General features: G+C 62.0%; 17 protein-coding genes. 13 read left to right on the top strand and 4 right to left on the bottom strand.

The features are described 5' to 3' along the window. Window positions 1-4 precede the first annotated feature (4 nt). From AC1RM7_RS03570 to AC1RM7_RS03550, 5 genes are all read left to right on the top strand, one after another. A complete protein-coding gene (locus AC1RM7_RS03570) occupies window positions 5-1,420 on the top strand; it encodes a pyruvate dehydrogenase complex E1 component subunit beta (protein WP_024921857.1) in 1,416 nt (471 codons plus the stop codon). Window positions 1,421-1,438: 18 nt separating this feature from the next. Then, window positions 1,439-2,806 carry a pyruvate dehydrogenase complex dihydrolipoamide acetyltransferase gene (locus tag AC1RM7_RS03565; RefSeq protein ID WP_024921858.1) on the top strand — a complete coding sequence of 456 codons (1,368 nt, stop codon included), beginning with the start codon at window positions 1,439-1,441 and terminating at the stop codon, window positions 2,804-2,806. A gap of 61 nt (window positions 2,807-2,867) precedes the next feature. Next, the gene (locus AC1RM7_RS03560; RefSeq protein WP_034460175.1) at window positions 2,868-3,284 is read left to right on the top strand and encodes an endonuclease domain-containing protein; all 417 of its coding nucleotides are present in this window, start codon (window positions 2,868-2,870) and stop codon (window positions 3,282-3,284) included. 2 nt (window positions 3,285-3,286) lie between these two features. After that, a complete protein-coding gene (gene lpdA, locus AC1RM7_RS03555; protein ID WP_024919354.1) occupies window positions 3,287-4,705 on the top strand; it encodes a dihydrolipoyl dehydrogenase in 1,419 nt (472 codons plus the stop codon). A 242-nt stretch (window positions 4,706-4,947) separates the two neighbouring features. Further along, window positions 4,948-5,223, top strand: coding sequence for a GlsB/YeaQ/YmgE family stress response membrane protein (locus AC1RM7_RS03550; RefSeq protein WP_024919353.1), 276 nt, complete (start codon window positions 4,948-4,950; stop codon window positions 5,221-5,223). Between the two features lie 128 nt (window positions 5,224-5,351). On the opposite strand, the gene AC1RM7_RS03545 is transcribed toward AC1RM7_RS03550, so the two are convergent. Further along, a complete protein-coding gene (locus AC1RM7_RS03545) occupies window positions 5,352-5,810 on the bottom strand; it encodes a hypothetical protein (RefSeq protein WP_024919352.1) in 459 nt (152 codons plus the stop codon). A 54-nt stretch (window positions 5,811-5,864) separates the two neighbouring features. After that, window positions 5,865-6,209 carry a hypothetical protein gene (locus AC1RM7_RS03540; protein WP_492943875.1) on the bottom strand — a complete coding sequence of 115 codons (345 nt, stop codon included), beginning with the start codon at window positions 6,207-6,209 and terminating at the stop codon, window positions 5,865-5,867. On the opposite strand from AC1RM7_RS03540, the gene AC1RM7_RS03535 reads away from it, so the two are divergent. The 3 genes from AC1RM7_RS03535 to AC1RM7_RS03525 all read left to right on the top strand — a co-directional run bounded on the left by AC1RM7_RS03535 (window position 6,196) and on the right by AC1RM7_RS03525 (window position 10,240). Continuing rightward, window positions 6,196-7,317: a helix-turn-helix domain-containing protein gene (locus AC1RM7_RS03535; protein ID WP_244434441.1), complete on the top strand. Its 1,122-nt coding sequence runs from the start codon at window positions 6,196-6,198 to the stop codon at window positions 7,315-7,317. The two genes, AC1RM7_RS03540 and AC1RM7_RS03535, sit on opposite strands and share 14 nt — an antisense overlap. 384 nt (window positions 7,318-7,701) lie before the next feature. Beyond that, entirely contained in the window at window positions 7,702-9,426 is a 1,725-nt protein-coding gene (gene ilvD, locus AC1RM7_RS03530; protein WP_006020689.1) for a dihydroxy-acid dehydratase, read from the top strand. Continuing rightward, window positions 9,413-10,240 carry a tetratricopeptide repeat protein gene (locus tag AC1RM7_RS03525; RefSeq protein ID WP_006020688.1) on the top strand — a complete coding sequence of 276 codons (828 nt, stop codon included), beginning with the start codon at window positions 9,413-9,415 and terminating at the stop codon, window positions 10,238-10,240. Before ilvD ends, AC1RM7_RS03525 begins: the two co-directional genes overlap by 14 nt. A 22-nt stretch (window positions 10,241-10,262) precedes the next feature. Here the strand turns inward: AC1RM7_RS03525 and xth are convergent, their stop codons facing one another. Continuing rightward, a complete protein-coding gene (xth, locus tag AC1RM7_RS03520; protein WP_024919349.1) occupies window positions 10,263-11,048 on the bottom strand; it encodes an exodeoxyribonuclease III in 786 nt (261 codons plus the stop codon). Between the two features lie 181 nt (window positions 11,049-11,229). On the opposite strand from xth, the gene AC1RM7_RS03515 reads away from it, so the two are divergent. The 3 genes from AC1RM7_RS03515 to AC1RM7_RS03505 are packed head-to-tail and all read left to right on the top strand — an operon-like array spanning window position 11,230 to window position 16,367. Next, complete coding sequence (locus AC1RM7_RS03515; RefSeq protein ID WP_006020686.1) at window positions 11,230-12,366, top strand: efflux RND transporter periplasmic adaptor subunit; 1,137 nt, start codon at window positions 11,230-11,232, stop codon at window positions 12,364-12,366. 3 nt (window positions 12,367-12,369) lie between these two features. Then, window positions 12,370-15,498: an efflux RND transporter permease subunit gene (locus AC1RM7_RS03510; protein WP_024919348.1), complete on the top strand. Its 3,129-nt coding sequence runs from the start codon at window positions 12,370-12,372 to the stop codon at window positions 15,496-15,498. Window positions 15,499-15,506: 8 nt separating this feature from the next. Next, entirely contained in the window at window positions 15,507-16,367 is an 861-nt protein-coding gene (locus AC1RM7_RS03505) for an amidohydrolase family protein (protein WP_024919347.1), read from the top strand. A 218-nt stretch (window positions 16,368-16,585) separates the two neighbouring features. On the opposite strand, the gene erpA is transcribed toward AC1RM7_RS03505, so the two are convergent. Then, window positions 16,586-16,936 (bottom strand): iron-sulfur cluster insertion protein ErpA, encoded by a 351-nt coding sequence (gene erpA / locus AC1RM7_RS03500; protein ID WP_006020683.1) that lies wholly within the window; start codon window positions 16,934-16,936, stop codon window positions 16,586-16,588. Window positions 16,937-17,031: 95 nt separating this feature from the next. On the opposite strand from erpA, the gene AC1RM7_RS03495 reads away from it, so the two are divergent. Next, window positions 17,032-18,240, top strand: coding sequence for a deoxyguanosinetriphosphate triphosphohydrolase (locus AC1RM7_RS03495; RefSeq protein ID WP_024919346.1), 1,209 nt, complete (start codon window positions 17,032-17,034; stop codon window positions 18,238-18,240). A gap of 165 nt (window positions 18,241-18,405) precedes the next feature. Further along, window positions 18,406-20,199 (top strand): arginine--tRNA ligase, encoded by a 1,794-nt coding sequence (gene argS / locus AC1RM7_RS03490; RefSeq protein WP_024919345.1) that lies wholly within the window; start codon window positions 18,406-18,408, stop codon window positions 20,197-20,199. The last annotated feature ends 26 nt before the right edge of the window (window positions 20,200-20,225 follow it).

Raw genomic sequence — 20,225 nt, 5'->3', positions numbered from 1 at the left:
CACCATGCCGATTCAAGTTCTGATGCCCGCTCTTTCGCCCACCATGGAGAAGGGTAACCTCTCCAAATGGCTGAAAAAAGAGGGTGAAGCCATCAAGTCCGGCGACGTCATCGCGGAAATCGAAACCGACAAAGCCACGATGGAAGTCGAGGCCACCGACGAGGGAACGCTTGGCAAGATCCTCGTCGCCGAAGGCACCAACGATGTTGCCGTCAATACCCCGATTGCGACCATCCTGAGCGACGGCGAAAGCGCCGCCGATCTGGGCAACGCTCCGGCCGTTGCAGCGGCGGCAAAAACCCCGGTTGAAGTTAAGCAGGAAGTTGAAGAGTCCCGCTCACCCGTCGGGGAAGGCAAGCCGCAAATCAGCGCGCCGCCTGCCGTCGCAGCCCCTGCGGCCCCAGTGGAGCCGGACCCCGAAGTGCCGCCCGGCACCGAGATGGTCAAGATGACGGTGCGCGAAGCGCTCCGCGATGCCATGGCCGAGGAAATGCGCCGCGACGAAGACGTCTTCGTGATGGGCGAAGAGGTCGCGGAATATCAGGGCGCCTACAAGATTACGCAGGGCCTGTTGCAGGAATTCGGCGCGCGCCGCGTGATCGATACACCGATCACCGAACACGGTTTCGCCGGCGTGGGTGTCGGCGCGGCGATGGCCGGACTGAAGCCCATTGTTGAGTTCATGACCTTCAACTTCGCGATGCAGGCGATCGACCAGATCATCAATTCCGCCGCGAAGACGCTCTACATGTCCGGCGGCCAGATGGGCTGCTCGATCGTGTTCCGCGGTCCGAACGGCGCAGCGGCACGCGTTGCTGCCCAGCACAGCCAGGATTACTCGGCGTGGTACTCGCAGATTCCGGGCCTCAAGGTTGTCTCGCCATACTCGGCGGCGGACGCGAAGGGCCTGCTCAAGGCCGCGATCCGCGATCCGAATCCGGTGATCTTCCTCGAGAACGAAATTCTGTACGGTCACACCGGCGACGTGCCGAAGCTCGACGACTATGTCGTTCCGATCGGCAAGGCGCGCATCGTGCGCGCGGGCAAGGATGTTACGCTGATCGCCTGGTCGAACGGCATGACCTATGCGCTGGGTGCCGCCGATGAACTCGCCAAGGAAGGCATCGACGCGGAGGTCATCGATCTGCGCACGTTGCGTCCGATGGACACCGAGACGATCATCGACTCGGTGAAGAAGACCTCGCGCGCAGTGGTGGTCGAGGAAGGCTGGCAGCAGTCCGGCGTCGGCGCGGAGATCGCGGCCCGCATCATGGAGCAGGCGTTCGATTATCTCGACGCGCCGGTCGCGCGCGTGTCGGGCAAGGACGTGCCGATGCCATACGCGGCCAATCTGGAAAAGCTTGCGCTGCCGACGGTGGCGGAAGTCGTCGCCGCCGCCAAATCCGTGATGTATCGCTGAGAGAGCGGGAACAAGATCATGCCGATCAACATTCTGATGCCCGCGCTGTCGCCCACCATGGAGAAGGGCAACCTTGCCAAGTGGCTCAAGAAGGAAGGCGACAAGGTCAAGTCCGGCGATGTGATCGCCGAGATCGAGACCGACAAGGCGACGATGGAAGTCGAAGCTGTCGATGAAGGCACCATCGCGAAGATCCTCGTGCCGGAAGGCACCCAGGACGTTCCGGTCAACAATGTTATCGCGGTTCTCGCCGGTGACGGCGAAGACGTGAAGGCCGCGGGAGCGGGAGCCGCATCGGCTGCGCCTGCTGCAAAATCCGAAGCGCCGAAATCCGAAGCGCCGAAAGCCGCTGCGCCTGCCGCAGCACCAGCACCGGCTGCTGCACCCGCGCCCGCAAAACCTGCCGCTGCAGCGGCCGCGTCTGCTGCTCCCGCACCAAGCAACGGCGCGCGTGTGTTCTCATCGCCACTGGCGCGGCGTCTTGCCAAGGAAGCCGGGATCGATCTGTCCCGCGTCACCGGTTCGGGGCCGCATGGCCGTGTGGTTGCGCGCGACATCGATCAGGCGAAATCCGGCAAGGGCCTCAAGCCTGCAGCCAGCGCAGGCGCTCCCGCCGCGGCCACCGGTGCCGTCAGTGCACCTGCGATGTCGGACCAGCAGATACTCGCGCTGTATGAGGAGGGCGGTTACGAGAGCATACCGCACGACTCGATGCGCCGGACCATCGCGCAGCGTCTCACCGCTGCGACCAATTCGATGCCGACGTTCTATCTCACGGTGGACTGCGATCTGGGCAAGCTCAACGCGGCGCGCGAAGAGATCAACGCCGCGGCGGGCAAGAATGCAGACGGCAAGCCGCTCTACAAGCTGTCGGTCAACGACTTCGTCATCAAGGCGATGGGAATAGCGCTGCAGAAAATCCCCGAGGCGAACGTGTCATGGACCGAAGCTGCGATGCTTCGCCACAAGCATTCGGACATCGGCGTCGCAGTGGCGCTGCCATTCGGCCTGATTACCCCGATCATTCGCCAGGCCGAAATCAAGACCCTGTCGGCGATTTCCAACGAGATGAAGGATCTCGCCGCGCGCGCAAAGGCGAAGAAGCTCAAGCCGAACGAATATCAGGGCGGCACATCTTCGGTGTCGAACCTCGGCATGTACGGCATCAAGGACTTCACGGCAGTGATCAATCCGCCGCAGTCGTCGATCCTTGCGGTCGGAACGGGCGAGGAGCGTGCGGTTGTGCGCAACGGTCAGATCGTCGCAGCGTCGATGATGAGCGTGACGCTGTCGTGCGATCACCGCGCCATCGACGGCGCGCTCGGCGCCGAGTTGATCACTGCGTTCAAGAAGCTGATCGAAAATCCGGTGATGATGGTGGTGTAATTTCTTTTCCCTCTCCCCTCGTGGGAGAGGGTGGCAGCCGGAGGCTGCCGGGTGAGGGGGCATGCGCCAACGCGTAACGCAGTCGAAGCGAATATTCGCAAAGACGCTTCGTGTTAATGCGACTGACGCTGAAATTGCATTGTGGCGATTGCTGCGAGCCCGCAGACTGGCGGATATGAAATTCAGACGGCAGGCGCCGATCGGCGAATGGATTGCAGATTTCGTGTCGTTCGACAGGCATCTTTTTGTCGAAGCCGATGGAAGCCAGCACGCCGATAGCGCGCGAGATGCGGCTCGCGATCACGATCTGGAGGCTCGGGGCTTTCGTGTATTGAGATTCTGGAACAACGAGATTCTTCAAAATCCAAGCGGCGTCGCTGAGGTCATTTTGGCTGCGGCGTCAAATTCCCCCTCACCCGGCGAGTTGCGCTCGCCACCCTCTCCCACAGGGGGAGAGGGAAGCAAGAAAAGCATTTAGCTATGGCTGATAATTCCTTCGACGTTGTCGTGATCGGATCGGGGCCGGGCGGTTACGTCACGGCTATTCGCGCGGCGCAGCTTGGTTTCAAGACCGCCATTGTCGAGAAGGCCTATCTGGGCGGCATCTGTAACAACTGGGGCTGCATCCCGACCAAGGCGCTGCTGCGCTCGGCGGAAATCTATCACTACATGAAGCACGCCAAGGACTACGGCCTGTCGGCGGACAACGTCTCGTTCGATCCAAAGGCGGTGATCGCGCGCTCGCGCGGCGTGGTGAAGCGCCTCAATGGCGGCGTCGAATTCCTGATGAAGAAGAACAAGATTTCGATCATTTGGGGCGAGGCGACGCTCGATGCGCCGGGCAAGTTCACGGTGAAGAAGTCGGCGGCCGAAGCGCCGAAGGGATCGCTGGGCGAGGGCAGCTACACCGCCAAACATATCATCGTCGCCACCGGCGCGCGCCCGCGCGTGCTGCCGGGCCTGGAGCCGGACAAGAAGCTGGTCTGGACCTATTTCGAGGCGATGAACCCGGACAAGATGCCGAAATCTTTGCTGGTGGTGGGCTCAGGCGCCATCGGCATCGAATTCGCATCGTTCTATCGCACCATGGGTGCGGACGTAACGGTGGTCGAAGTGCTGCCGCAGATATTGCCGGTGGAAGACGCCGAGATCGCAGGTTTCGCGCGCAAGCAGTTCGAGAAGCAGGGCATCAAGGTGATGTCCAACACCAAGGTCACCAAGCTCGACAAGAAGGCCGACAGCGTCGTCGCCACCATCGATGACGGCAAGAAGCCGGTGCAGATCGAGGTGGATCGCGTGATCTCGGCGGTCGGCGTGGTCGGCAACATCGAAGGCTTCGGGCTCGAGAAGCTCGGTGTGAAAACCGACCGCGGCTGCATCGTCATCGACGGATACGGCAAGACCAATGTGCCCGGCATCTATGCTATCGGCGATGTCGCCGGTCCGCCGATGCTCGCGCACAAGGCCGAGCACGAAGGCATCATCTGCGTCGAGGCCATCAAGGGCCTGCATCCGCATCCGATGGACAAGCTGCTGATCCCGGGCTGCACGTATTGCCATCCGCAGATCGCATCGGTCGGTCTCACAGAGGCGAAGGCGAAAGAGGCGGGCAAGGACATCCGCGTTGGCCGCTTCCCGTTCGTCGGCAACGGCAAGGCCATCGCGCAGGGCGAAGATCAGGGCATGGTCAAGGTGGTGTTCGACAAGAAGACCGGGCAGTTGCTCGGGGCCCACATGGTCGGGTCGGAAGTCACCGAACTGATCCAGGGCTTCGTGGTGGCCATGAACCTCGAGACCACCGAGGAAGAACTGTTCCACACCATCTTCCCGCATCCGACCATTTCGGAAACGATGAAGGAAGCGGTGCTCGACGCCTATGGCCGCGTGCTGAACATGTGAGCTACGCTCTGGGGGCTGAAAAGCGCCTTGTCATCTCCTACCGTTTGCACGCGTTGAGACGCGGGTTCCAGGTCGTTCTGCACGCCGAACCAGACGGCGACGTATGTCTCGCGGCTTGGTGTCAGTCAGTCGTTCTGACATCCGTCGCGAGCGCGGCGTTCAGGGCGGGGTGTTAAGTCGCCATTCAGGGACGAATCCGGCATAATCCGGATGCGCCTTCGCGCGAACTTCAGGAGAAGAGCATGAACGAAGCTCAGGCCTTTTTCAGCCAGCCGGGTGTCGGCTTCTTCACCATGCTTCTGATCGGCGCCATCGCCGGCTGGATCGCCGAGCGGGTGACGTCGTCCAACCACGGCATCTTTACCAACATCCTGGTCGGCATCGCCGGGTCGTTCGTCGGCGCCAAGCTTGCCGAAATCGCGGAAGTGCCAGTCTTCGGCTTCTGGCGGACGCTCGTTTCCGCAGCGATCGGCGCGGTGCTTCTGCTGTTTGCGTGGCGCATGATCCGCGGCCGCTAAGCGCGGGCATCTGCCGGAGAGTCCAAAAGGGACAGGCCGCTTCTGCCAATCGGCTGATGCCAGGTGGAAGATTGGTGTCGGGCCACGCGTTTCACGCGCGCCGTACGATGTCCGTCGGAGGATTGCGGCTACTGGGCCTTTACCTCGATGCGGTAGGTCTGATGGCAGGCGACGCAGTTGCGCATGATATCGGCAAGAGACTTGTTGATCGTCGCCGCCGGTGCATTGGCGCGGGCTTGATCGGCGAGCGCATCGAAGCCATTCCTCACCGACAGAAACATCAACTTCCAGGCCTCGCTTTCCTTGGCCGCCAACGAGGGCGGCCGCGCCAGCGTCAGGTTGGCCTTCCGGCCCCGCGCGGCGGCTTCGCGCGCGACCAGGCCCATATCACCGGTCCCGAGCCCGTCCTCGATTTCAGTGATCGAATTCAGAAGCAGCCGCATCTGATCAAGGATGAAGGCCTTTTCGGCCTCCGTCCTGAAAACCTGCTCACGCGCATCGACCATGTCATCCGCGCGGCCGGACCACACCGGCGCACCGAGGAAGAGGCATGGAATGGCGAATGCCAAAGCAACAGCGCGGCGCATCGTATCGTCTCCGGCTAGGGGCAAGCGGTCGGTTCTGGAGTTCTCTTGCGCTGCTTATTTGCGCTCGATCAAAAGACCGTGGCAATCCGCATCCGTCACATTTTCGGCTGCATGCGACGCAGTGATCGGACCGGTGTGGGCCTCGCCGGCCTTGACCTTGATCTCGCGCGTCGTGCCGTCGACGTTATGGACCTTCACCTTACAGTCATCGAGCGCGTAAGTGACAAAGGCAACCGGGTGGGAATGCTGCTTGTCGGTCACGCCCTTCTTCCAAGTCGCTGAAATCACTCGGAAGTTCTGATCTTCGAAAATGACCTTGTAGACAGTTGGGTCAGCCTCATAGGAGGGCGGGGCACTTTGTGCTGCCGCTGCGCCGATCGACAGAATGAACGCGCTCACGCCAGCCGATAGATATCGAACCATAGTCAAACTCCCCAGCAGAATGAATGTCCATAAATGCAAAAGCGTCCTGCGATGGCCGACAAGCTATTCGCAGATGTGTTCGCCCGGTCGGAAAACATTGCGCAGATCGGACGGCGCAGATAGCGTTTCGGCGGGGAATGATGCCTTGGGGCAGACCGTGGAAAGCGAGGAACTTGAGCGACTCGTCGGCGGCCGGTTGCGGCATAGCTTCGAGGAAATCTTGAACCATGCGCTCCTCCCGCAGGCCCGGCGAGCGTATCTGCAGAGCTTTCTCGAAGTCTACGAGGGCGATCCCTTTTTGATCCGCCTCCTTTTGCAGGCTGGACGTTTCCTCGTGTTTCACTGCGCCATGGTCCTGGAATCCTCGCATGACCTCGCGCGACGCGAGACCTGGTTCACGCTCGCGGCGTTGAAGCAGCAATTGGCGATGTTCGGCTATGTCAGTGCAAGACAGGTGGATCATCTGCTGGCGCGGCTGCAGGAGGTCGGCTTCATCGAACAGCGCCGTGCGCCCGGCGACGGACGCGTGCGCCTGCTCGCCACCACGGACAAGCTTCGCTCGCATCATGCCGATTGGCTGGCGGCGCATTATGTTCCGCTCGCGACGCTCTTTCCCGCGCATGATTATGCTCCGGTGCTAACGCGCGACCGCACTTTCCATGCGCTCCATTGTCGTGCCTGCCTGCCGTTTACGCCCGTAAGCGCGCGGATAATGATGACGCTGCCCGACACGATGCTGTTCTTCAGCCACGCCGCCGGGCCATTGATCCAGAATGCGGTGCTCAAGGCAGCGATGGATGCCGGCGATCCAGCCGCGGCGGTGCCGTATTTCGACGCGGCCGATCGCTTCGGCGTCTCGCGAACGCATGTCCGCAACCTGATGGAGACGGCGCAAGCGGCGGGGCTGGTGAAAATCGTCGGCCGCGGCGGCCGCGGCATCGAGATCCTGCCGCGTTTCTGGTCGAGCTACGACCGCGGGCTTGCCGTAGGCATGTATCTCCACGACGCCGTCAACTGCGTCGTCATGGCGGAGTGGACAAAGCAGAACGCCAGGGATGCGTCCCGCGAATTAATCGACGGCTGACCTCGGACTGCGCCGACTTGAATTCTGAAAATGTAAAGAACCAGCACCAACGGCTGGCCTGTCTCCATGACCCGGCTTCCAAGCGCGGTAAGCACCGGGACACCCCATCCGAAGTAAGTCCTGAGCGGCGGAGAAGTTCTAAGGCTTGTCAGGCGCTGGTCGTTGGAGTTGCCGCGCAGCAACGAATGTTGCGTGTCTACAACACTTCGTGAACATTTAACCGTGGCCCCAGCAAGCACTTGCGCGCGCCGCTATTTAGCCACACGCCTCCATGAGATCATTATTCCGTAGGCGAAACGCCACGGCATTCGCGATGGCATTGGAAGAACCTCCCATTTTTAGAGGTTTTTTGGCTCTCGGGACGGCTGCGGGACAAGGTTCACGATGGACGCGAAGAGCAACATCAAGTCGCGACTCCCAAGCCGTCATGTGACGGAGGGTCCCGCACGCGCTCCCCATCGCTCCTACCTCTATGCCATGGGCCTCACCACCGAGCAGATCCACCAGCCGTTCGTCGGCGTGGCGTCCTGCTGGAATGAGGCGGCCCCCTGCAATATTTCCCTGATGCGTCAGGCCCAGGCCGCCAAAAAGGGCGTCGCCTCGGCGGGCGGCACCCCGCGCGAATTCTGCACCATCACCGTCACCGACGGCATCGCCATGGGCCACGAGGGGATGCGCTCGTCGCTTCCGTCGCGCGAAACCATTGCGGATTCTGTCGAATTGACCGTCCGCGGCCATGCCTATGACGCCCTGATCGGCCTCGCCGGCTGCGACAAGTCCTTGCCCGGCATGATGATGGCGATGCTGCGGCTCAACGTACCGTCGATCTTCATCTACGGCGGCTCGATCCTGCCCGGCAACTTCCGGGGCCAGCAGGTCACCGTCCAGGACATGTTCGAGGCGGTCGGCAAGCACTCGGTCGGCGAAATGTCCGACGAGGATCTGGACGAAATCGAGCGGGTGGCGTGCCCGTCGGCGGGCGCCTGCGGCGCGCAGTTCACCGCCAACACCATGGCGACCGTCTCCGAGGCGATCGGCCTTGCCTTGCCTTACTCGGCCGGTGCGCCGGCTCCTTACGAAATCCGCGACAGCTTCTGCATGGCGGCGGGCGAAAAGATCATGGAATTGATCGCGCAGAATATCCGTCCGCGCGACATCGTCACCCGTAAGTCCTTGGAAAACGCGGCAGCCGTCGTGGCGGCATCGGGCGGCTCGACCAATGCTGCGCTGCATCTGCCTGCGATGGCACACGAATGCGGCATCGAGTTCGATCTTTTTGACGTTGCCGAAATCTTCAAAAAGACACCGTATATCGCGGATTTGAAGCCGGGTGGCCGTTATGTGGCCAAAGATATGTTCGAGGCTGGTGGAATACCGCTTCTGATGAAGACGCTCTTGGACAACGGTTACTTGCACGGCGACTGCATGACAGTCACCGGTCGTACGATCGCCGAAAACCTCAAGAGCGTGAAATGGAATCCTCACCAGGACGTGGTGTATCCAGCCGATAAGCCGATCACCGTGACCGGTGGCGTTGTCGGCATGAAGGGTAATCTCGCGCCCGACGGCGCGATCGTGAAAGTCGCTGGAATGTCGGTGTTGAAGTTCACAGGGCCCGCGCGTTGCTTCGATTGCGAAGAAGATGCGTTCGAGTCCGTGAACAACAAGACCTACAAGGAAGGCGACGTCATCGTGATCCGCTACGAGGGCCCCAAGGGTGGTCCCGGCATGCGCGAAATGCTCCAGACAACCGCGGCTCTGACCGGCCAGGGCATGGGCGGGAAGGTGGCTCTCATCACCGACGGGCGTTTCTCGGGAGCCACCCGCGGCTTCTGCGTCGGCCATGTCGGGCCTGAAGCGGCCGTCGGCGGCCCGATCGGCCTGATCCGCGACGGTGACATCATCGAGCTCGATGCGGTCAACGGCACGCTCAATGTCAAACTGACCGATGCCGAACTGGCCGAGCGCAGGAAGGCGTGGAAGCCGCGTGAAACCTCGGTCGGTTCCGGCGTGCTTTGGAAATATGCCCAGCAGGTGGGACCGGCGGTCAAGGGCGCAGTGACCCATCCCGGCGGGGCGGCTGAGAAAGTGTGTTATGCGGACATCTGAGCGCATCGGTATTGTTGCTGCCCTGACTGTCGCGTTTTTCGCGGCAGGTCCGGCCGTTGCCTTTGAGGGCACGTCGCCGGGCAATCAGGACGGCACGCTGCCGGTTGTTGCCGCTCCCACCGGCGTTGCCGTGATCAAGAAGCCGGTTCCACCGGCCGACATTCCCCAGCCTCCTGCGACGTTGTCGGCGCTGCAATACGCCGCCGAGGGCGGTCATCCGGTGGCGCAGTGGAAGCTCGGGCGCATGTACGCCAAGGGCGACGGCGTCGCGCAGGACGATCTGCGCGCCTACGACTATTTCAGCAAGATCGCGAACGCCCACGCCGAGGATAGCCCGTCGGCGCCGCAGGCGACGATCGTTGCCAACGCTTTCGTGGCGCTCGGCCGGTATTACGTCTCCGGAATTCCGAACACCCGCGTAAAGGCTGATCCGGAGCGGGCGCGGGAAATGTTCTCCTACGCCGCGTCGTATTTCGGCAACGCCGAGGCGCAGTACAATCTGGCGCGGATGTATCTCGATGGCGTCGGTATGCCGCGCGACACCAGATACGGCATTCGCTGGCTCGGGCTGGCGGCGCGCAAGGGCCAGCATCAGGCGCAGGCGCTGCTCGGCCAGATGCTGTTCAACGGCACCGGCTCTCAGCGTCAGGCGGCCCGCGGCCTGATGTGGCTGACCTTGGCGCAGGACAGTGCGGGGCCGGACGAGATCTGGATCAAGGACAGCTACAAGACCGCGCTCTCCAAGGCGTCCGAGGACGACCGGGCGATGGCGCTGCAGATGCTCGAGCGCTGGGTGCAGGGTCGCCGGGACTGATCTGTTCGCGTCGCGAACGTGTTTAGTTGAGATCCAGATCGATCCACACCGGAACGTGATCTGACGCCTTTTCCCATCCCCTGACGTAGCGATCGATGCCGGCATCGAGCAGCCGGTCGCTGGCTTGCGGCGACAGCAGCAGGTGATCGATCCGGATGCCGTTGTTCTTCGGCCATGCGCCGGCCTGATAATCCCAGAACGTGTACTGACCGGGCTGGTCCGAAACCGCACGGATCGCGTCGGTCAGGCCGAGGTTCAGCAGGGCGCGGAAGCGCTCGCGCGTCTTTGGCAGGAACAGGGCGTCGTTCGCCCAGGCGGCAGGATTGTAGACGTCGCCATTGGCGGGAATGACGTTGAAATCGCCCGCCAGCACCAGCGGCTGCTCGCCTTTCATGCGCTCCTTCGAGTACTGAAGAAGCCTATCCATCCATTTGATTTTGTATGGATATTTCTCGGTTTCCGGTGGGTTGCCGTTCGGCAGGTACAGGCACGCGATCCGCAGCGAGCCGTTTGCATGCGAGACCACGCCTTCAAGGAAACGGGCGTGCAGGTCGTCCGCGTCGCCGCCCAGACGCGGCGTGGTTTCGTCGAACCGGTACTTCGAGAGCAGCGCCACGCCGTTGAATGTCTTCTGGCCGTGGGTCACCACGTTGTAGCCGAGCGCCTCGATCGGCTCGCGCGGAAACGCCTCGTCCACGCACTTGATCTCCTGAAGGCAGACGATGTCCGGGGACCGTTCCTTGAGCCACGTCAGCAGGTGATCGAGCCGCTGACGGATAGAGTTAACGTTCCAGGTGGCGATCCGCATGTCCGATCCCGTTAGTTACGTGGGGCATTATTCCAAAGAATCCCCGGTATCCCGTACCACGGGCGGTGTGGCTGTGATAAGCCGAATACAAATTAACGCTGGAAAACCAGCACTATGGGGTTTGGAAACGGCGGCTGTCTGGCGTGCTCGCGCAGCCTGAATCCTGAACCTGAGAGACGGCATGAACGGAAATTTTTTCAAACGGCGTACTTTGCTCATTGCGGGCATTCTTATTGCGGCCGTCGCGCTCTATGCGACCCGGTCGATGTGGACGAGCGGCGCGACCACCGCGCAAGCTCCGCCGCGGCAAGCAGTCTCCGTCGAAGTCGCGAAGGCTGAAAAGAAGCCGGTGCCGCTCGATGTGGATTCCATCGGCGCAGTCACCCCGATTTCGAGCGTTGCGCTGAAATCCCGCGTCGAGACCACCATCGTCGGGGTTCATTTCGAGGACGGCGCCCGCGTCAAGGAAGGCGATTTGCTGTTCACGCTGGATTCGCGCCAGATCGATGCGCAGATCGCGCAGGCGGAAGGCAATCTTGCACGGTCGCAATCGCAGCTCGTCGCCGCCGAGCGCGACATGAGGCGTTTCAACGAACTGATCGGCAAGGGCGCGACCACGCAGGTCAATGTCGACAATGCGAAGACCGCGGCGGACACCGCGACCGCGACCATTCAGGCCGATCAGGCCATTCTGGATAATCTGAAGGTTCAGAAAAGCTACACCAAGATTACGGCCCCCATCAGCGGCCGGATCAGCGCGGCGACCGTCAAGGTCGGAAACTTCGTCCGGCCGGCGGATACGTCGCCCCTTGCGACCATCAACCAGATGGCGCCGGTTTACGTCACCTTCGCAATTCCCCAGCGCGTGCTGAGCGATCTGCGCGATGCCATGAAGGACGGCAAGTCGTCGGTCACGGCGACGATCCCCGGCAACGGCAAGTCGGAGACCGGCACCATCGCCATGGTGGAGAACACCGTCGATCCGACCACCGGCATGGTGACGGTGCGCGGCATGATGGGCAACGAGAGCGAACTGCTGTGGCCGGGTATTCTGGTCAACACCACGCTCACCGTGCGGACCGAAGAGGCGGTCATTGTGCCATCGGTCGGCGTCCAGCGCAGCCAGACAGGGAACTTCGTGTTCGTGGTCCGGGACGGCAAGGCGCAGGTTCAGCCCGTTACCATCAGCCGCACGTTCCAGGGTTTTTCCGTGGTCGACAGTGGTCTGGAAGGCGGAGAGGATATCGTTGTTGATGGTCAATTGCTGCTGTCCAACGGCACGCCCGTCGCGCCTCGCAGCCGCAAGGCCGGAGCTTAATAGATGAACCTGTCGGAACTCTGTATCCGCAGACCGGTGATGACGACGCTGATGACGGCGTCGATTATTGCATTCGGCGTGTTCGGGTTCCGGCTGCTGCCGGTCTCCGCGCTGCCCAAGGTTGATTTCCCGACCATTCAGGTCACGGCGACCTTGCCCGGCGCGAGCGCCGACACAATGGCGGCCTCGGTTGCAGGTCCGATCGAGCGCCAGCTCTCGACGGTTGCCGGCATTTCGTCGATGTCGTCGAGCTCCTCGCAGGGCACGACCTCGATCACCATCCAGTTCGACCTCAACCGCAACATCGATGGCGCAGCACTGGACGTGCAGACCGCGCTGACGATTGCGCAGCGCCGCCTGCCGGTCGAGATGCTCGTCCCGCCGAGCTTCCGCAAGGTGAACCCGGCCGACTTCCCCGTGCTGTTCGTGTCGCTGAGTTCGGAGACGCTGCCGCTGTCGACCGTCAATGAATACGGCGACATCACCATCGGCCAGACGCTCTCGCAGATTCCCGGCGTCGCGCAGGTTCTGATCTACGGTCCGCAGAAGTTTGCGATCCGCGTGCAGGCCGATCCTGAGGCGGCAGCCGCGCGCGGATTGTCGCTCGAGGACATCCGCGCGGCAGTTTCGCGCGCCAATTCCTCGACGCCGGTCGGCACCCTGAACGGTCCGAAGCAGGACATCGCCATCCAGGCGTCCGGGCAGCTCAACAAGGCTGCCGATTACCGGCAGGTGGTTGTGGCATGGCGTAACGGCTCGCCGGTCAAGCTCGACGAAGTCGCGCGGATCTACGACAGCGTCGAAAACGACAAGGCCGCAACCTGGTTCAACGGCACGCGCTCCATCGTGCTGGCGATCCAGAAGCAGCCAGACGCCAACACCGTGGCGGTGGTCGACGCGGTGCGGGCCAAGCTGCCGTCGCTGCGGGCTCAGGTTCCGCCGTCCATCACTATGGACGTGACCCTCGACCGCTCGGTCTCCATCCGCGAGTCCGTCACCGACGTCGAAGAGACGCTGCTGATCGCGGTGGGTCTTGTGATCGTCGTGATCTTCCTGTTCCTGCGCTCGGCCTCCGCGACCTTCATTCCGGCGCTTGCGGTTCCGATCTCGGTGCTGGGCACCTGCGCGGTGATGTACGCGCTCGACTATTCGATCAACAACATGACGCTGCTGGCGCTGACGCTGTCGGTGGGCTTCGTGGTGGACGACGCTATCGTCATGCTCGAAAACATCATGCGTCACATCGAGGAGGGCATGAAGCCCTACGAGGCGGCGCTGAAAGGCGCGCGCGAAATCGGCTTCACCATTCTGTCAATTACGTTCTCGCTGATCGCGGTCTTCATTCCCGTGCTGCTGATGGGCGGCATCGTTGGCCGCGTGTTCCGCGAGTTCGCGGTAACCATCTCTGTAGCCATCCTTGTGTCCGGCTTCGTGTCGCTGACCCTGACGCCCATGCTCTGCGCGCGCGTGCTCAAGGCGCACGATCCGCATCACCGGCCCAACTTCGTGCTGCGCTGGTTCGAGGCCATGTTCGAGGCCTGGCTGCGCGCCTATGAATGGACGCTCGACCGCGTGCTCGCCTACAAGTCGGTGATGCTGGTGGTGACGCTGGCTACGCTCGGCCTCACGATCTGGCTGTACATGATCGTGCCGAAAGGGTTCTTCCCGCAGGAGGACACCGGCTTCCTCAGCGGCACGACGGAGGCCGCGACCGACACGTCATTCGAGGCGATGAGCGCGCGGCAAAAACTTCTTGCCGATATTCTGCGGGCCGATCCCGCGGTTGAATTCGTCAACAGCACGGTCGGGTCCGGCGGGCCCAATCCGACGGCGAACTACGGCCGCTTGTTCATTGGCCTGAAGCCGAAGGAGGAGCGTCAGCCCGCGCCCGTGGTGATGGCGCGGCTCCGGCAGAAGGCGTTGCAGGTGCCGGGTCTTCAGGCGTTCTTCCAGGGCATCCAGAACCTGAACATCGGCGGACGTCCGTCGAAGAGCCAGTATCAGTACACGTTGCAGAGCGGCGATACGGACTCGCTCTACAACGCAGCTCCGGCGATGCGCGACCGCATCGCCAAGGTCGATGGATTGCAGGACGTCACCACCGATCTCTACATCAAGAATCCGCAGCTCACGGTCGAGATCGACCGCGAGAAAGCCGCGGTCTATGGCGTGACCGCCGACCAGATCCGCAACCAGCTTTTCAACGCTTACGGCGCGCGGCAGGTGGGCACGATCTACATGCCCTCGAACGACTACCAGATCATTCTGGAAGTGCAGCCGAAGTTTCGCGTCGATCCGACCGATCTGTCCAAGCTGTATGTGAAGACGACGAACAACCAGACCATTCCGCTCGATGCGGTGGCGAAGATGGTGCCGACGGTCGGGCCTTTGCAGATCAATCACCAAGGCCAGCAGCCGGCGGTGACGATCTCGTTCAACCTGCGGCCCGGCACCTCGCTTGGCTATGCGGTCGATCAGATCACGAAGATCGAGCAGGATTCGAACCTGCCGGCGACCATTGCGACCGGCTTCTCAGGCACGGCGCAGGTGTTCCAGGATTCGCTGCGCGGGCAGGGTGTTCTTATTCTCGCCGCCGTGTTCGCCGCCTTCGTCATTCTTGGAATCCTCTACGAGAGCTTCATCCATCCGATCACGATCATCTCGGGTCTGCCGTCCGCAGGTATCGGCGCGATCCTGACTCTGATGCTGTTCAAGATGGAGTTGTCGGTGATCGCCATGATCGGCATCGTCATGCTGGTCGGCATCGTCAAGAAGAACGCGATCATGATGGTCGACTTCGCCATCGAACGCCGCTCCGCGGGTCTGAGTGCCGAGCATGCCATTCGCGAGGCGGCGCTGATGCGGTTCCGTCCGATTATGATGACGACGTTCGCGGCGATCTTCGGCACGCTGCCGATCGCGCTCGGCGCGGGCGCGGGCGCCGAACTGCGTCAGCCACTCGGCGTGTCCGTGGTCGGCGGTCTTCTGGTGTCGCAATTGCTCACGCTCTACATCACACCGGTGATCTACATCTATCTTGACCGGATCGACCGCCGTCTCAAGCGGCGCCTCGACCCGACGCTGCAGGACACGCCGGATGTCGAGCCGCCGCGCGTCGCGGCGGCCGAGTAGAGTTTCGAATGTCGATCATATCCGCACGAACAGGCTGGCGTTTCCTCATCGCCGCCGCCGTGCTGCTTTCCGCTGTGCCTGCACGGGCCATTGAAGAGCCGATCGAGATTTTCGACGCGCACCTGCATTACAACTGGGAGCCGACGCCGTATTTTCAGGTCGATGAGGTGCTCGCGCTGTTCAGGAAGCACCGCGTCACCGGCATTCTCGCCACCAGCCGTCCCAACACCGGCACGCACGCGCTGATGGACGCGAAGGCGGATGGATTATGGGTCGTTCCGTTCATCAGGCCGTATCGCGTTCGTCCCGACATCCAGACCTGGTTCACCGACCCGACGATCTTCGATCTGGTGCAGGACGAGTACAAGCGCGGCTATTACCGCGGTATCGGAGAGTTTCATCTGTCGGGGAAGGCCGCAGATACCGAGTGGGTCAAGAAGGCCGTGGACTTCGCAGTCGCCAACGATCTCTACCTTCATGCCCACGCCGACGATGAAGCCGTCGAGATCCTGATGCGTCACAACGCGCGCGCAAAGATCATCTGGGCACACACCGGCTTCAGCCTCGCGCCGAGCCGGGTCGCGGCGATGCTGGCAACTTATCCGCAGTTGTGGGGCGAACTGTCTTACCGCAGCGGCATTACCGGCGCGGGCGGGGCGCTAACGCCGGAATGGCGCGCGATGTTCGAGAAATATCCGGACCGCTTCCTGCTGGGATCGGATACCTGGATCAGCGAGCGCTGGGCGAGCTACGGTTCGATCATGGCCGAGTATCGCGGCTGGCTGAAGCAGTTGCCGCCGGGGATCGCGAAACAGATCGCGCATGGCAACGCGAAGCGGCTGTTCGCGGAGAACGCGGGGAATAAGTAGCGGCGCTTTTTGGCGTCATTCTGAGGTGCGAGCCGTTTCCGGCGACACTCAAAGCATGAGAGTTTGCTTTACCTCTCCCATGGGGCGAGGTCGGCGCGTAGCGCCGGGTGAGGGGGTACGCTCTCTCGATAGATTCTACGCCCTCACCCCAACCCTCTCCCCACGGGAGAGGGAGTTGGACTGCGCTCGCGTCGGAGCAGGTGTCTAATTCAATGTAACTAAATCGAAAAACTCGTGCCGCAGCCGCAGGACGCGGTCGCGTTCGGATTGACCACGCGGAACGACGCGCCGATCAGATCATCGACAAAGTCGACTTCCGAGCCGGCCAGGAAAGGCACGGATGAGGGGTCCACCAGCACCACGGCACTGTCACGTTCGATCACTAGATCGTCGTCTGCCTTGGCACGCTCGACATCGAATTTGTACTGGAAGCCGGAGCAGCCGCCGCCTTCGACGCTGATGCGCAGCATCGCGCCGTCGCCTTCCGACTTGAGGATGGCGCCGATTCGCTTCGCTGCCCGTTCGGAAATGGTCACACCGGCGGCTGAGGCGAGTTCGGTGGCAGTCATAATAGGTCTCCGAAACCGGGGTATTTGAATGTCCCCGTATGGCATAGTTAAGTGCGCTGAACGCCAGAATCAAACACCGAAAGTAGAATAATTCGATGTCGGTCGGAATGGCAGCACCCCGCGTAGCCTATGGCTGCGACCCCAGCCAGAGCCGCGGCAGGCGCTTCAATGAGCCGCCGAGCCTGCGGCGCAGTGCGTTCCGCCGCGACTGTGACCGCGTCATTCATTCCAATGCCTTCCGCCGCCTGAAGCATAAAACACAGGTATTCGTGTTCCATGAAGGCGATCACTATCGCACCCGCCTGACCCATACGCTGGAGGTCGCCCAGATCGCCCGCGCGCTGGCGCGGCAACTCGGCCTCGACGAGGACCTCACCGAGACGCTGGCGCTGGCCCACGATCTCGGCCATCCGCCGTTCGGCCATGCCGGAGAGCGGGCGCTGGACGAATGCCTGAAGGATCATGGCGGGTTCGATCACAACGCGCAGAGCCTGCGCGTTGTCACGCTGCTGGAGCGGCGCTATCCGCAGTTCGACGGCCTCAATCTGACGTGGGAGTCGCTTGAGGGGATCGTCAAGCACAACGGCCCGTTGATCGACAGCAATGGCGAGCCTGTCGGCCGCTACCGCGAGCACGGCGTGCCGGTCGGCATCTTGGAATATGTCGCGTATCACGATCTCGAGTTGTGGAGCTACGCCTCGCTGGAAGCGCAGGTCGCTGCGGTGGCCGATGACATCGCCTATGACGCGCACGACATCGACGACGGATTGCGGGCAGGGCTGTTCACTGTTGACGATCTCGGCGCCATTCCGCTGATCGCCGACATCAACGCAGTCATCACCGCGCGCTATCCGGTTCTCGATGAAACCCGGCGCGGTGCCGAACTGGTGCGTGAACTGATCTCCTATCTGATCGAGGACGTGTTCTCGGAAACGCGCCGGCGGCTTGGTGCCGCGCGCCTAAGCAGCGCGGTCGATGTACGTAATCACAACGCAACGCTGGTCGGCTTCTCGGCCGAAGCCGAGAAAACGGAAGCGGCGATCAAGCGCTTTCTCAAGACGCGGATGTATCGCCACGAGCGGGTCATGAGCGTGATGCGGGACGCGGAGGCGGTGGTCCGCGATCTGTTCGCGCGCTATCAGGCCGAACCGGGCGATCTGCCCGCCGAATGGCTGCCCGACGAGGGCGAGCATGACGAGGCTGGCCGGGCCCGCCGGATCGGCGATTTCATTGCGGGAATGACCGACCGGTACGCCATTGTCGAGCATCAGCGGCTTTTTGACTCGACCCCGGATTTGCGTTAGGCGGCGGCATCCGGCCTTGGCAGCAAGCCCAAGGGCTTACTCCGTCATTGCGAGGAGCGCTTGCGACGAAGCAATCCATTCCTTTGGTCTCAAAGATGGATTGCTTCGCTCCGCTCGCAATGACGATCTGAACTGTCTATTTTGTACACGACACAGGACTTCCTAATGACTTCGCCCGCCCAGTCCCAGCATTTGTTCGCCGACGTGCTTTCGCGCGTGCATGCCGTGTGCGCGGCGCTCGGCGGCGAGGGTGTTCTTCCCGCAGGTCTCGATCTGTCGCGCGTTGTGGTCGAGCCGCCGCGCGACGCTACCCATGGCGACATGGCGACCAACGCGGCGATGGTTCTGGCCAAGGACGCGAAAGCAAAGCCGCGCGAGCTTGCCGACAAGATCGCGGACAAATTGCGCGCCGATCCGATTGTCGAGCGCGTTGACGTCGCCGGACCCGGTTTCATTAATCTGACCCTGAAGACATCCGCCTGGTTCGGCGCATTGCGGTCCGTCCTTGAGCAGGGCAATAGTTATGGCCGCAGCACCATCGGAGCGGCCGAGAAAGTCAACGTCGAGTACGTCTCCGCCAATCCGACCGGACCGATGCATGTCGGTCATTGCCGTGGGGCCGTGTTCGGTGACGCGCTTGCGAGCCTGTTGTCGTTCGCGGGCTACGACGTCACCAAGGAATACTACATCAACGACGCCGGCGCGCAGGTCGACGTGCTCGCGCGTTCCGCTTTCCTGCGTTATCGCGAAGCGCTTGGCGAAACCATCGGCGAGATTCCCGAAGGGCTTTATCCGGGTGACTATCTTGTGCCGGTCGGGAAGGCGCTTGCCAGCGAATACGGCGACAAGCTGACCAAGCAATCTGAGGCTGAGTGGCTGCCGGTGGTACGAGCGAAAGCCATTTTCATGATGATGGAGATGATCAAGGGTGATCTCGCCGCGCTCAACATCAGGCACGATGTATTTTTCTCGGAGCGCTCGCTCAACGAAAACGGCAATGACCGCGTCGGGGCGACGATTGCGGAGTTGCGCGCCAAGGGCGATGTGTATGAAGGCCGCCTTCCGCCGCCGAAAGGCGCGCCGGTTGAAGATTACGAGGATCGCGAGCAGACGCTGTTCCGCGCGACCGCGTTCGGCGACGACGTCGATCGTCCGCTGAAGAAATCGGACGGCTCGTACACTTACTTCGCGTCCGACATCGCCTATCACAAGACCAAGTTCGACCGCGGCTTCCTCAACATGGTCGACGTGTGGGGCGCGGATCATGGCGGCTACATCAAACGGGTGCAGGCGGCGATCAAGGCCGTCACCAATGACAAGGCGACGCTGGATGTGAAGATCGTCCAGCTTGTGAAACTGCTGCGCAACGGCGAGCCGGTGAAGATGTCGAAACGCTCCGGCGATTTCGTCACGCTGCGCGAAGTCGTGGACGAGGTCGGTTCCGACGCCGCGCGTTTCATGATGCTGTTCCGCAAGAACGATGCGGTGCTGGACTTCGACCTTGCCAAGGTGATCGAGCAGTCCAAGGACAACGCGGTGTTCTATGTGCAGTACGGACACGCGCGCGGGCATTCGATTTTCAAGAATGCACGCGAGACGGTTCCGTCGCTGCCCGAGGATGCAACGGAGCGTGTCGCGTTCCTGCGCGGCGCGAAGATCGAGCGGCTCAGCGACCCGGTCGAACTGAGCCTGATCCGGCAGATCGCGATTTATCCGCGGATCGTCGAGGCGGCGGCGGTCGCACATGAACCGCACCGAATCGCGTTTTACCTGTATGATCTCGCGAGTGAATTTCACGCGCTTTGGACCAAGGGGCGCGATATGCCTCATTTACGCTTCATTATCCAGAATGATGCAGAAGTAACAATCGCGCGACTTGCCCTGGTTCAGGGCGTTGTCTCGGTTCTGGCTTCCGGTCTCGCCGTGCTCGGCGTCCATGCTCCGGACGAGATGCGATAATTGGGGATTTGACCGCCACGGGGACG

The sequence above is a fragment of the Afipia sp. GW822-FHT03D08 genome (assembly GCF_058801645.1).
Note: the sequence above shows the minus strand (reverse complement) of the source record. Positions and strands in the feature narration are given on the sequence as shown.